At 46.4% G+C, this 13,725-nt stretch carries 14 protein-coding genes and 1 other RNA gene; 8 read left to right on the forward strand and 7 right to left on the reverse strand.

Translation table 11 applies throughout. From position 1 onward, the window contains the following. Positions 1-458: 458 nt before the first annotated feature. Together ssrA and smpB are read right to left on the reverse strand one after the other, a co-directional pair. Positions 459-822, reverse strand: a transfer-messenger RNA (tmRNA) gene (gene ssrA, locus N7387_RS15060). A gap of 48 nt (positions 823-870) precedes the next feature. Beyond that, on the reverse strand, positions 871-1,353 hold the full coding sequence (smpB, locus tag N7387_RS15065) for an SsrA-binding protein SmpB (RefSeq protein ID WP_025153347.1): 483 nt from the start codon (positions 1,351-1,353) through the stop codon (positions 871-873). Positions 1,354-1,653: 300 nt separating this feature from the next. Here smpB and N7387_RS15070 point away from each other — a divergent pair, with 300 nt between their 5' ends. Together N7387_RS15070 and N7387_RS15075 are read left to right on the forward strand one after the other, a co-directional pair. Further along, positions 1,654-2,088: a type II toxin-antitoxin system RatA family toxin gene (locus N7387_RS15070; RefSeq protein ID WP_025153345.1), complete on the forward strand. Its 435-nt coding sequence runs from the start codon at positions 1,654-1,656 to the stop codon at positions 2,086-2,088. Then, a complete protein-coding gene (locus N7387_RS15075) occupies positions 2,081-2,380 on the forward strand; it encodes an RnfH family protein (protein WP_262860655.1) in 300 nt (99 codons plus the stop codon). The genes N7387_RS15070 and N7387_RS15075 overlap by 8 nt, the downstream gene beginning before the upstream one ends. Positions 2,381-2,435: 55 nt before the next feature. Here N7387_RS15075 and N7387_RS15080 read toward each other — a convergent pair whose 3' ends face one another. The 5 genes from N7387_RS15080 to N7387_RS15100 all read right to left on the reverse strand — a co-directional run bounded on the left by N7387_RS15080 (position 2,436) and on the right by N7387_RS15100 (position 8,579). Continuing rightward, positions 2,436-3,380: a fimbrial protein gene (locus N7387_RS15080; protein ID WP_262883264.1), complete on the reverse strand. Its 945-nt coding sequence runs from the start codon at positions 3,378-3,380 to the stop codon at positions 2,436-2,438. Between the two features lie 57 nt (positions 3,381-3,437). Continuing rightward, positions 3,438-5,984: a fimbrial biogenesis outer membrane usher protein gene (locus N7387_RS15085; protein ID WP_279800022.1), complete on the reverse strand. Its 2,547-nt coding sequence runs from the start codon at positions 5,982-5,984 to the stop codon at positions 3,438-3,440. A 52-nt stretch (positions 5,985-6,036) separates the two neighbouring features. Then, positions 6,037-6,711 (reverse strand): molecular chaperone, encoded by a 675-nt coding sequence (locus N7387_RS15090; protein WP_262860652.1) that lies wholly within the window; start codon positions 6,709-6,711, stop codon positions 6,037-6,039. 59 nt (positions 6,712-6,770) lie between these two features. Continuing rightward, positions 6,771-7,289, reverse strand: coding sequence for a fimbrial protein (locus tag N7387_RS15095; protein ID WP_279800025.1), 519 nt, complete (start codon positions 7,287-7,289; stop codon positions 6,771-6,773). Positions 7,290-8,051: 762 nt separating this feature from the next. Continuing rightward, positions 8,052-8,579 carry a histidine phosphatase family protein gene (locus tag N7387_RS15100; RefSeq protein ID WP_262883265.1) on the reverse strand — a complete coding sequence of 176 codons (528 nt, stop codon included), beginning with the start codon at positions 8,577-8,579 and terminating at the stop codon, positions 8,052-8,054. 357 nt (positions 8,580-8,936) lie between these two features. Between N7387_RS15100 and N7387_RS15105 the strand changes: the two genes are divergently transcribed. The 6 genes from N7387_RS15105 to N7387_RS15130 all read left to right on the forward strand — a co-directional run bounded on the left by N7387_RS15105 (position 8,937) and on the right by N7387_RS15130 (position 13,721). Then, positions 8,937-9,440, forward strand: coding sequence for a GNAT family N-acetyltransferase (locus tag N7387_RS15105; RefSeq protein ID WP_279800028.1), 504 nt, complete (start codon positions 8,937-8,939; stop codon positions 9,438-9,440). A 37-nt stretch (positions 9,441-9,477) separates the two neighbouring features. Further along, the gene (locus N7387_RS15110; RefSeq protein WP_279800030.1) at positions 9,478-9,987 is read left to right on the forward strand and encodes a DUF2569 domain-containing protein; all 510 of its coding nucleotides are present in this window, start codon (positions 9,478-9,480) and stop codon (positions 9,985-9,987) included. 15 nt (positions 9,988-10,002) lie between these two features. Beyond that, complete coding sequence (locus N7387_RS15115) at positions 10,003-10,443, forward strand: STM0539 family protein (RefSeq protein WP_262860647.1); 441 nt, start codon at positions 10,003-10,005, stop codon at positions 10,441-10,443. 1 nt (position 10,444) lies between these two features. Continuing rightward, positions 10,445-11,257 carry a DUF2145 domain-containing protein gene (locus N7387_RS15120; RefSeq protein ID WP_025153335.1) on the forward strand — a complete coding sequence of 271 codons (813 nt, stop codon included), beginning with the start codon at positions 10,445-10,447 and terminating at the stop codon, positions 11,255-11,257. A gap of 278 nt (positions 11,258-11,535) precedes the next feature. Further along, a complete protein-coding gene (locus N7387_RS15125) occupies positions 11,536-12,942 on the forward strand; it encodes a cytosine permease (protein WP_279800033.1) in 1,407 nt (468 codons plus the stop codon). Further along, positions 12,942-13,721 (forward strand): creatininase family protein, encoded by a 780-nt coding sequence (locus N7387_RS15130; protein ID WP_262883269.1) that lies wholly within the window; start codon positions 12,942-12,944, stop codon positions 13,719-13,721. Before N7387_RS15125 ends, N7387_RS15130 begins: the two co-directional genes overlap by 1 nt. Positions 13,722-13,725: the final 4 nt, after the last annotated feature.

Raw genomic sequence — 13,725 nt, forward strand, 5'->3', positions numbered from 1 at the left:
AACAGATAATTCCGATGATGACTGGGAAACCTTTTAATGTCTGCAAACTAAAATAAAAAAACGGAATTATTACTGCATTTTACCTGGTACTACTGAATGACTTCCGCCTCTGTTTGCCCATGTTTCATGGGCATTTTTTTAATGGTAATCAGACACCGGGAGAGTACCGGTTATTAGCTGAAAACAACGAAATCTCAAAAAGTGTGTGGAACTGAAACGGGTGTACTTACATTTTTCGACCTGCTCAACAACGGCTACTTTAAAGGATAGAGGATAGAGGATAGAGGATAGAGGATAATCACGTTGTGTGCGTTTGAATTCAGTCATCATCACGTTCTTCGTATTTAAGTCAGGAACGAGTCAACTCTATTCAGGATGGGTCATACATATAAAAAAAGCCTTCAACTATGATATTGAAGGCTTTTTTAATTATCACTGAACATCAATGATACTATATTTGGTGGAGCTGGCGGGAGTTGAACCCGCGTCCGAAATTTCTACACCTTCGGTACTACATGCTTAGTCTGGTCTTTACATTCGCTTGCCAGCTGCGGACAGACACGCCACTAACAAACTAGCCCGATTCGTTTTAATGCTTTCTCCCCGGGCAGGAAGTCCACACGATCTCTTTTGGGTTTGACCTCTCTTGATCCCCGTCCTAAGAGCGGAGGCTAGGGAGAGAGGGCTCTGAGCAGGTTATTAAGCTGCTAAAGCGTAGTTTTCGTCGTTTGCGACTATTTTTTTGCGGCTTTTATCGTGGCCAACCGCCCCACGGCATGCACCTTGGGTTTCGCAAATCCCGTCGAATCCAGAATCAGCCCCAAGTTGTGAAACACAGTATATCAGAAAATCAGTACGGAATACCAGTACTTAACGTCCTGCGTGCTTCATAATTCTTGCTTTGTCTAATTTCCACTCACGTTCGCGGATGTCATCCCGTTTGTCGTGTTCTTTCTTACCTTTGGCAATGCCGATTTTGACTTTGCACCAGGCGTTTTTCCAGTACAGCGACAGTGCGACCACCGTATGTCCGTCACGGTTGATTTTGCCGTACAGGCTGTCCAGTTCACGCTGGTTGAGCAGCAACTTGCGCGTCCGGGTCGGGTCGCAGACAACGTGGGATGATGCCACGCTGAGCGGTGTGAAGTTGGCACCAAACAGGAAAGCTTCGCCGTCACGGAGGATGACGTAGCTGTCCCCCAGGTTGGCTTTACCTGCACGTAATGATTTGACTTCCCAGCCCTGCAGCGCCAGACCAGCTTCTATCTCTTCTTCGATAAAGTAGTCGTGGCGGGCGCGTTTATTCAGCGCGATAGTGGCAGAGCCTGGTTTGTGAGCTTTTTTCTTTGTCATAATGTTCACTATTATACGTTATGCACACCCGAAATAAATTGCTTATTTATCCGTCGCACGGTAAATGCTGATATTTTAAGCGCCGTTACGGGTTTTCTGTCCCTGTACGCTGTTTTTAACATGTCAGCGGGATTTGGCAAGTGCTTTTTGTGACAAACATCTTTGTTGTCATTAAGATACATTCTGTCATCAGTACGTGCCGCATTGTGCATTTATCTCCGCGCCGCAGCACAGTATAATACGATTTGACAGGCGGCGATAATTTCCGCCGTTTCGTGATTTTTGACCGCAGGATATGTTATGCCGCAAATTAGCCGCTCCGCACTGGTTCCGTTCAGTGTGGAACAGATGTACAACCTTGTGAATGATGTCCGTGCGTATCCGGAATTTTTACCGGGTTGCGTGGGAAGCCGTATTATCAGCCATGATCAGGATGAGATGACTGCGTCGGTGGATGTGTCCAAAGCCGGTATCAGTAAAACCTTTGTCACCCGCAATCAGCTGACCAGTAATGAGTATATCCGTATGCAGTTAGTGGAAGGCCCGTTCCGCAAACTAATGGGCGGCTGGTCGTTTATTCCGCTGAGCCAGGATGCGTGCAAAGTTGAACTGAATCTGGATTTTGAGTTTACCAATAAACTGGTTGAGCTGGCTTTCGGCCGTATCTTTAAAGAGCTGGCCGGTAATATGGTGATGGCATTTACCAAACGGGCAAAAGAGGTTTACCGTGTCTGATATTTCCGCTGAAGTCTGCTACGCCCTGCCGGATAAACAATTTCTGATCCCGGTGAAAATAAACGAAGGGGCCACCGTGGAGGCCGTTATTCTCGCATCCGGTATTTTATCATTGCGGGATGATGTGGATTTAACAAAGAATAAAGTCGGTATTTTCAGCCGCCCGGCAAAACTGACCGATATTGTCAGTGATGGTGACCGCGTGGAAATATACCGCCCGTTGATTGCGGACCCGAAAGAAATGCGCCGTAAACGGGCGGAAGAAGCCAGCCGCAAAAAGAAAGAGGGCTGATCACCGCCCTTTCTGACGGATCATGACGGGAAAAATGCGGATATCAGTCCATCCGTCAGTCAAAACGGATAATATATTCCGCTGTTCCGGAGAATTGTCCGGGCTCAATCCGGCTTTTCAGTTTATAGATATATGCCGTAACAGAGGCATTTAACTGTTTTTGCATATTGCCGAGATACACCTTGTTCCCCGCCGTAATTTGTTCATCATTATAATAAAGCGCAAACCCGATAGCCGGATTCGTTGAGGCAATAATCGCGCTGTCTGCCAGTGCGAAACGTGTTGCCTCACTTAATACAATCGAAGCACGTTTGGTTGTTTTATCATTGCTGCAACTGACTGAAATTGTATTATCAGCGCGGATAGCTGTTCTGCCCGTTTCTGCCGGAAAATCTGACAGTTCCAGATTATTGAAGTCATAGACTATCTGCGGGGTATTAATGACACATGTTTCAACGGTATCAATATTAGCCGATAATTTAAGTCTTGCGATCGTTTCATGCCGGTCGTTCTTTATGAGTCCGGCCTGTGCTGACGCTAACCTCAGCGGTTCCGGATTATCTGTTGCGGCATAGACAGAAATTAATGCGCGGGGAATGTACACAAATCCGTTCCGGTTTTCGACTGAAAAAGTCCCTCCCTGTGACGTATAGGGCTGCACGCCGTCCAGACGGACAGAATAGGCATAATCTTTATTAAGGTAATATGCAGGTACGCCGTTAATCATCCGGAAAAATGCCGGTGGTGAATCACTGTCCATCCGGGTTGTTACCAGCCGTAATTCCTCATAAGCGCTGTTATTACAGGCAGAAATACCATCGACCTGCAATACATCCGTCGCCAGTAATGTACCGGCGCTGATTTTACCTTCAATACGCGCCTGCAGATGGGATTCTGCCGTTTTAAGCCCGGACTCAGTGTTAGCGCAATCCGCCATCGCCTGTGCTGACACTATCAGTAATACCGGCATCAGCCAGTGATGTTTATTATTCAATGTCATTCTGACTCCCTTTAATGCTGTTTACCTGCTCTGTCTGCCGGTTCCGTAATATCCCGGTCAGCGGCAAACCGCATCGAAAATATAAAATCCGTTTACTTTTTGTTTCCCGCTGACATTATAAGAAAAGCGGCAGTTATACTGATTTTTATCTCCCCAGGTCACGCCGATATCATCATTATCTTTTGCGCCGGTGAGATATAATCGTCCATAGTTACTGACATAAGCGCGATCATTATCATTATCATTTTTCACATAAGCACCAAACGGAATGAGCTGACCGTCTTCGCCCCGCAGGGTAACCAGCATTTTTGTTCCGATAGCCGTTTTATAATCAAGCAGAACAACGGCACCGCGGGTCGGGTATATTTCTTTTATCGTCGTTTCCACTTCGGCATTTTCCGGTAGTGTAAGATTATCGATCCGGATGCTGTTATTACGATAAGGAATGAGATTCGGCACAATCGCCAGACCGGAGCCGTCTGTCGTCACACCGGGATTGTTAAGAATATGGATACCTTCTGCCCCCGGTGTATATACCAATCCGTTGGTATCACCCAGCGGCCGTGATAATGTAGCCCCGTAACCACTCATCACAAGGGAACCGTTCAGGCCATAAGATATCTGACGGTTGTCTTTCTTATAGGAATAACCGGCATTGACATCACCATAACGCCCTTTATATTTACCGTACACACTGCCGTAATTTCCGTTGCCCTTGTTACCGTATCCCTGCTGAACGTTCCACGAAAAGTTTTTGTCATCCGGGAGTATACCGCCGACCCCGACGTAATTATTAAAATCACCGTCTTTATTATAGGAGGCACCATAGGTTATCCACTGATCTTTAAAACGCCCCTCCAGCGGAATACTGATATTAACAGACACAACGTGGTCATTATGACGCTCCGTTTCAAAAATATCAGTCCGGTAGTTTTTTCTGTTGAGCGAGTTTTTATAATAGGCGTAATTGACACTCAGGCTCACCCTGTTGAATACATTGCTATAACCAATATTGTAAGAATCAACACTTTTTTCCTGATTATTATAATATGTGTTGTACGTCTGGCGGGAGACCGATGCATTCAGGGTACCAAATTCATCCGGTAAACTCTGGGTCACGGATAATTCTGATTGTCCTTTGCGCATCAGATATGCCGATGTATCCGCCCGTCCGCTGTAATAATCAAACATATCGGTCATGGTGAGATAATCACCACTCATATAGCGATATCCGGCAAAACTGATACTCGTGCCGGTATCTTCCAGTGACTTTGAGTAGCGGACACGAAATACCCTGCCTTCCATACTGTCAATGGCGTCCGGTTGTGCCCGGGTAAACATAATATCCGTTGCTATCGCACCCACGACCGGAATATTCATACCGATACCGGCATCATAGGCCTGATAGCGGGAGGTCACCTGAACACCACCGAAAATAGTGGTATTGCCGGTTAATCCGTAGAAGGCATCTGCCTGAACAAATTTTGTTTTATTACCGGTCCCCTCTGAAAGCCCGTAATTATTCATTCTGTACTGTGCAGCCGTAATACTGTATTTATACCGGCTCTTGCGCTGCATGAAATTAAGTGAAGAAAAAGGAACAACAGAACGAAATTCGCTGCCGTCAATACCTTTGCGGACAACGTATAAATTTTCGCCGCTGTTCAGCGGAATAACATCGCTTAACTCATAAGGTCCTGCCGGGACATTAGTCCGGTAAATAACATAACCGTTCTGGTATACCTCAATCGTGGAATCTGTGGTTGCCACACCACTGATAACCGGCGCATAGATACCGGCATATTGCGGATACATCTGATCATCAGACCACAGTTTTATTCCGCGAAATGAAACGCTGTCAAAAACGTCAGAATCCGAAAAGTTATCACCAACCAAAAAATTACTTTTAATTGATCGCAGCGGACGCTCAATATAGTTGAGCTGACTTTCCCACTTTTGGTGATCACCCGCCCTTTTGTTCCATGTACTGCTGTTACGGTAACGCCAACTGCCGAGATTCACACCGGAACGCAAATTCAGATAAAAGGAGTCGTCTGTATTATTATTGTTACTATTGGTCAGATGCAGACCGGAGAAACTATAATCAGTGAAAACAGCGGGAATACCGTCATCCCACAGTAACTCCTGGCGGGCATCCAGCGCTTTCTGATCAAAAGCCACCTGCGGCATACTGAGATATAACCGGTTCATATTCCCTTTAAATTCAGCGTCCGCTCCCGGAATACCACTCAGGTCAACACAATCCCCGGATTGATCCGGTAACGAATAATATTCCGGCTTTATGCCGTAGTCCGCTAATTCGGTATCTGTAAAGCAAGGCCGCAGCTTATGGGTATTTTTGTCGCTGTAGAACAGAATTTCCTGCGTATTGACATACTTGTCATTCAGATAGATATCCACCCGGTAGGTTCCGGGTATAAACGATGATTTTTCAAACGCAGACAAATCAACATTAAGCGCTTCGCCGGACGGGGTGGTAAGAAAATCAGGATCAAAATAGTCGTCGGCTCCTGCCGTGTTGATACCTGACAATGCAACTATCAGAATTGAACTGTAACGCCATGTTCTTTCTGATGATTTCATAATAATATCTCCATGAAAATCCCTATCATGAAAAGAAAATTTTATTTAAAAATCACAAATCGGCCTTAAATAGATTCAACTTCCCTAAATCATCAATAAATGTGTAGTTTACCACGGATGGCTTTTTATTATTTTTTAACGGAATGAACTCTGACGACTCCGGACGGATATAACTCGGGGATTCCAGAACAACATCATTAGCCTTAACTTCACTGATGTTAATAAAATATTTTGTCGGATTTTTAAATTCCAGCTTTCCGTCAACATATCTGACAGTCACTTTTTTAAAGACATCCACCGAATCAGAAAAGGATAATGATTTTGGTCTGTAAATTATTTTAATTCTGTTGTTAACCGCAAATGTCAATTTGTTTACTTTCAGGTTTTTATCCGTTGACGGAATAAATTTCACATTCAGCCAATACAGTGACTCCCGATCCGCCGGCAGATTTCCGACCATCATAACCCGCAGGCTGCTTGATGTATTACCTTCCAGTTTAAATAATGGTGGTGTTATTACGAATTCATTACTTTCTTTATCATTCTCATCCAGAATCCAGCTTTGGATAAGATAGTTTTTATTATCCTTGTTATGTGTACTTACACTTCCTTCATTTTTACCATCACTGATAACAACACGGGTTGAACCCAGATATATATCTGCCATGCTGTTACTGACAAAAATGCATGAAAAGATAAGTGTAACTATCTTAATTAAATTAATCATGACTCCACCTGAATACAATTAACAGGGCAGACACGTCTGCCCTGTAGTATATATACCTGTTAGTTATACGTGATAGTATAATCTACTGATGCATCAATAGTACCTGCATCCACTACATTTGCAGTGCTGACCAGATATGGGGCATATTCAAATTTAGCCTTACCGCTGGTAATTGCCTGTGACGTGATGAAACCATCAACACGGCGATTAGCATTTGTTACTTTATCTTTTAAAACAATAACCAGGCCTTTAGCCGTGGTCGCGGTTTGTTTCAGATTAATTTCAGCCGGGCCATTACGATCGTTAGCCGTTAATGCCAGATTGGCTGTATTACCTGTACAATCCGTCAGATCAAGGACAACGTCTTCGCTGCCTTGGATTTCTGTACCAATAGTCTTGAATACGCTCGCATCATGCGTACCCATATCAATGTAAGAATCTTTGTTACCATTATTAACTTTACAGGTAGATGCGTTAATCTTTCCGGTAAAGTAAATTGTACCTGTGTCTTCCGCAAATGATGAAGCACTGAATAACAAAGCAAGAGCAGCTGGTAAAACAGCATATTTAAGTTTCATAATACTTCCTTTTATAGAAATTAACAGTAGTAATTTACAACTCCATTTTTAATTCCGGCTAACCGCCGCAAACTAATCATTAGCTGCGTGCATAGAAATATTAACATCAGATATATCACCTGATGACATCAAATAACCTCTATTATATTTATTAGTCATTTTATTTTATGCTATTAATTTTTCTCTCCGGATGTAACCTTTTACAAAAATAGCACCCATTTGGATTTAACAAACACTACCATCTATTTTCCGTGTCAGTCCAGCGTAATTTCAGCGATAATATTAAATCAGTATTCATACTTTGCCATTACATTAATATTAAACTAATCTAATGTTACGGATATACAGTGTAAATAGTGCCAGATTTATTATTAATAAATGTCATTCATTAATACAAATGACAATAAAATACACTTACCATTAAGATACAAAGATCAACGTACTGATTTATAATGAAAAAGTATTGTTTATATATTCTTTAACGATGCAGCGGTTGTGATTTAAATGTAAAAGGAAACCAAAAACTACGTATAAATTTTAAACACCGATTAATACCCGCAGATATAATTCATTACATTTAATTTTAGCTTTCCGGAATAATCGCCGCCCGGATATGCCCTGCGCAGGAAAACCAGGTTCACACATTGTAAATTAAGGGAAAATGACACCCATTATTAAGATTTATCTCACCATCAGAATAATCATCATGACGTCATTAATTCATAGTAAATACGTAATTTTTCATCATCATACTCACACGATTCAGGAATAATAATCGTTCAGATTGTTCAGTCCCTGTGTCTCACGGGTAAATGCAATATTGATTTCCCCGTTCTTTCTGATAATCGTCAGCACCCACAGGCTGTCAAAATCATCACGTGGCCAGGCCGGTATACCGGCGTAATCCCCGCCGGTCTGTTTCAGAATATCCCTCACGACCCTGATCAGATTATCATGCTCCCAAACCACAAAGACCGTATGGCGGTGATGGGCTTTATCCAGTAATGCATCGCGAAGCGCTTTGGTTTCTTTGGCGTGAAATTCCAGATGCACCGGCAGAGATAAGCGGATTGCCACCGGGGTTATGGTCTGAAGGGAGCGCAGCGAATTGCCGAGCTTGCTTTGTTTCGGCGCAGCAGCATACAGCGCATCCGCCCTTCCGTAACGGGTGATCAGAAGATCGGCCAGCGCCAGCGCACGGTGTAATCCCTTGCCGGTTAACTGACCACTGTCATTGTCCGGTTTTTCGCCGTGGCGCAGAAAAACCAGTGTCTGTACTGAATGAGTCATCTGCCTGCTACCTGATTTACAGAATACCGATTTAAGAAACCGGATGTCCATGACAATCCTTATTGTTTCCGGAAACAATCAGTGTAATCGCCCGCCACCGGTTAGCCTACTTTTTTACATGAATTTTTATTTTTCAGAGAAAATACATTTTCCTGTTTATGTCAGCAGGTTACTCCGCTTATTTTATCGTCACCTTTCATTCACGGAGAGTTTGATCAGTGAAAAATAAAATAACAGGAAAAAACACGGCGGCACCGTTTTTACGTTCCGGATAACACTTTTCATCCCGTTGACGGATACACTGTATTGATGCCATTAATAAGGGAATATAACAGTATTACATCAAGGATATTATCTATGCGTCAGATTACCATCCGGTTAGCCGACCCTTCGGATGCAGCAGCGCTGTGTGACATGCATCAGGACTTTACCGCCTGCGCCAATACGTTACAGATGCCGTACACTTCGCGGAAATTCTGGGAACACCGGATGAGCCAGAGTGATCAGTCAGCCACCCGTCTGGTCGCTGTGGTTGACGGCGTGGTGGTCGGGCTGCTGGGCATTAATCAGAACAGTAATCCCCGCCGCCGCCATGTGGTTAATTTTGGTATTACGGTCAATAAAAACTACCGCAGGCAGGGTGTCGGCAGTGCATTAATGCAGGCCATGATCGATTATTGCGATAACTGGCTGGGTATCCGCCGTATTGAACTGGAAGTGTTTGCCAATAATCCGGACGGTCTGGCCCTGTATGAAAAATTCGGTTTTCAGCGCGAAGGGATTGCCCGCGATTACGCGTTCCGCGACGGGCGTTATGTCGATGCGATTCTGATGAGCCGGATAAACGATCAATCCAGGTAACCGGATAATCCGGAAAGACGAAAACGGAAAATAGCGTATGGAACATAAATGGGTCTGTATTCAGTGCGGGGAAAAAGAGATTCCGCAATACGCGGAATATTGTGATGAGTGCGCGGAAAAACGGATGTCGCGGATCGGCGGCTGGCTGTGGCTGCCGTTAATTACCCTTTTTCTGTCACTGGGTGCCGGTGGTTACTCGCTGAGTGAGTGGTATGATTTATATCAGCAAAATGCGGGGTTTATTCCTGACCGCGTATTGCAGGTCATGTATATTAATATTGCTTTTACCATACTGACCATGCTGCTGATACTGATAACGCTGTATTATTTCTTCAGGCTCTCCCGTTATCTGCCGAAGCTGTTTATTGCCTTTATTCTTTTTGCCATTGCCTCGGAGGCCATTCAGGAAATAGTGCTGGTTAATCTGCTGGATGTTAATGTGGACTTCACGCTTTATTATCCGCTGATAAGATTGGTGATTTACGCTATTATCTGGATCTCGTATTTTCTGGTGTCAGAACGGGTAAAAAGAACCTTTATTCATTAAATCAAGGGAAACAGCATGAATAAGTTTATTTTTCCGGCAATATTATGTGCCGCCACACTGGTCACACAGCCTGCGAATGCAGGTAAACTGCCGGATAACCCTTATTTATCGACAGCGGCAGTCAGTAGTGTGCTCAGTGCCGCCAGCTCTGTGATAATAAGTGCTGTCATTTTATCGCCGGTTATTTTGCCTGCACAACTGAGTGTGGAGTCTGTGGAAAACAATAAAAAAGAAAAAGTGACCACTATCACCGGCAAAACCGATAAAAATGAAGATGTCGTGCTGCTGGTCGCCACTGAAAAGCTGGAGAAAATACCGGTGAACCCGGGGGATAAACTGGCAATGGAACCGGCGGAAAAAGGCCCTGGTGCGTACCTGAAAAAGGACGGGAAAATTATCACTCATATGGTGAATCAGGATGATCGTGAATTAACTCATCAGGAGAAGATGCCATAATATGCGACTGCTGAAATCCGTTTTTGCGGCTGCCCTGCTTACTGCGTCCGGCCTGGCATACAGCAGCAGTCAGAACTGTGCGGATAAATCTCCGCCCACGCCGCAGGAAGCCGCACAGCGCACCGCACAAGCCAAAGTGCTGAATGACTGGCTGGAGAAACAGGGTGACCGGGTCGTCCTGCTGGTCCGTCAGGGTCAGGCGCTGAGTGACTACGGGCTGAGCTTTTCCCATGCCGGTTATGCCGTGCGGGAAAGAAACGGTACCTGGCGGGTGTATCACAATCTCAACACCTGCGGTACTGCGCAGTCTGAATTGTGGATCCAGGGGCTTTATCAGTTTATTGATGATGAACTGGCGGGAAATACCGTTGCCACCCTGCACTTCCCGCCTGCCTTACAGTCTCAGTTGCTGAAAGTGTTGCGTGATCCGGAGCTGCGCAAAGCCCTGCACAATCCGGCTTACAACATGGTGGCACATCCGTTTGCGACCGACAGCCAGAACTCCAACGGCTGGGTACTGATGGTATTTGCCGCCGCCCGCTCTCCGGGTGTGAATTCCGTTTCTGCCGGGGTAAACTGGCTGAAATCAGAATTCTATATCGGCTCCTCCGCCGAGGCCGGGCTGGTCAAACGGGCACTGGCAGACAGCCTGATGCCGCATATGTCCACTGACGGGCAGCCGGTCACCGGGATTGTGACCTTTAACTCCGGCGACAGCCTGCTCGGGTTTCTCAGCCGTTACGGCAAATTCCGGGTTGAGTGCAGTCACGGCAGCTTCGGCAGTGCCGTCTGTATGGTGCCGCTGCCGGAATAATGACTACCCCCGGTTATTTTATATCCTGCTGCCATTATTTCTGATGGCAGCATTTTTCGTCGCTTTTTTGTTCCCCTTCCCGTTTATGTGATTTCCCGCCCCGCTTTTACCGCCAACCTGTCCGTTATATTAAATTTTCTTTTCCTTTTATTTTCATTAATTTAGTTGCAAACAATGACTTTACCGGGCTAATAATAAATCATAACAAGAGCATGCCTTTTATTTTAAAAACACATTTAGCGGCAACTGCCAACACCACGTAAGACAGGGGAAACACCATGAGCAAACACGAGACGTCATCCGCACCTCCGGCGCATGACCACGATTTTATGTTTACGCCCATACCGATGACACACCGCCGCGAGACCTGGAAACAGGTGCTGGTCTGGATAGGCTTCGGGTATGTGGCAACCGGGTTATTTATCGGCGGCGCACTGGCCGGGGCCAACGGCGGGCCGGGAATGTCATTTCCGATGGCGCTGCTGGCTATCGCCATCGGGATGGGATTGTTGTTTATTCTCACCTCGCTGCTCGGCATTATGGCGCAGCGCACCGGGCTGAGCCTGGCGCTGATCAGCCGTTTTTCCTATGGCCGTTTCGGTGCGAACCTGCCGATGATTGCTATGGGGCTGCTGACCCTCGGCTGGTTTGCGGCGATCACCGGGATGGTCGGGGATATCTGGGGCACGTTCCTGGGCAATCCCAGCGGGATCATCGTCTTTAACCCGGCTGAGCACGGCTACAGCGGTGTGCCGATCACCCTGGAAGTCTTTCTTTCCTGTGTCGTCGCCGGCCTGCTGTTTACCTACACCTCACTGCACGGCATGAAAGGGCTGGAAATTATCGCCATTCCGGTATCACCGATTATTATGATTATCGCTGTGATCACCGGTTATGCCATGTTGCAGGAAGGCGGCGGATTATCGGTCTTTATTGAGAATTCCAACCGTAATGAAGGACTGATGCTCTCCACCGCGATCACTATGGTCGTCGGCAGCTGGATTGCCGGGGCGGTGATGGGTGTGGATCTGTTCCGCTTTAATAAGAGTATTTCTGCGGTATTCTGGGGATCGGCGGCCTGTTTTATTTTCACCAACCCGCTGCTCAATGTGGTCGGTTATATCGGCACCATGACCGTCGGGATGCCGAACTACATAACCTGGATGATTGAAAAAAGCTTCCTGCTGGCACTGATCGGGGTGATCACCTGGACACTGTCACTGTGGACCACCAATGACGCGGAACTCTACTGTAACTCGCTCTATACCGGGCCGGTACTGGATTCCGTCGGGATAAAGGTCAATAAAAACGTGCTGATCCTGACCACCGGGATTATCGGCACCGTGCTGGGCGCTATCGGTTTTTACCAGATCTTCTTTGCTGATTTTATTAACTATCTCGGCATTATGGCACCACCGCTGGCCGGGCCGCTGCTGGCGGATTACTACATCACCCGCAAATGCCGCTACGACATCACGCAGATTAACAGTCAGCCGAAATACAATTATGCCGGGGTGATCAGTGCGCTGGCCGGGATGGCTTCCGGTCTGGTGATGGCACTGAACAACATTCTGTCTGACTGGCCGACCGGCCTGCTGGCATTAGTGATTACCGTTATTATTTATCTGATATTGCATCCGCTGCTGGCGGCAAAAGCCACCTCACCGGCCACAGGGAGATCATAATGAAAAAAGTCTATCTGAATGAATTTACGACTGAAGAACTGAAAAACCGGTTCGATAAGGGCGAAATCGACAGCGCCATTACCATTTTCGGCAGTTGCGAGAGCCATGGCCCGCATCTGCCTCTCGGTCCGGATCTGTTTGTGCCGGAAGCCGTTGCCCGCCGTGCGGCACAGCGTTTGTCCCGCACGATTGTGGTACCGGGTGTGCCGTTCGGCACTTCCGCGCACTATAACGGCACGCCGATGGCGATTAACATCCGCTTTGAAACCGTCATTGCGATTGCGGAGGACATGTTTGAGAGCCTGATTCAGTATGGCATCAAACACATTTTTGTTTTCAATGGTCACGACGGGAATATTCCGTCTCTGGATATCGCGCAGCGAAATGTCAAAGCGCGCCATAAAGATGTGGTCTTTGCATTCCTGCCGGCCTGGTGGTCCGTACTCGGCGCCCGTCTCGGGGAGAATTTCTTCCGTGAATGGAACGGGCTGGGGCATGGCGGTGAGGGGGAATCCTCCATTACCGCTGCGGTGTGTCCGGATCTGTGCGACCTGAGCAAAGCGGTACGCCAGATGCCGGAGGACAGCATCCGCCACGGCGATAATGTGCAGATTATGTGGGATATCACCGAGGTTTCAGTGACCGGTGCGACCGGCGACCCGACTTACGCCAGTATTGAGAAAGGTGAAAAAATGCTGAATGCCCTGACTGATCTGGTGGTGGAAAGTATTGAAGCGCTGGAAAAAACTAACTGGAATTATGATTTACGCGCTAAGTAAACAA

The organism is Morganella sp. GD04133, assembly GCF_029835375.1.
In the GTDB taxonomy this organism is placed as follows: Bacteria; Pseudomonadota; Gammaproteobacteria; order Enterobacterales; family Enterobacteriaceae; genus Morganella; species Morganella morganii_B.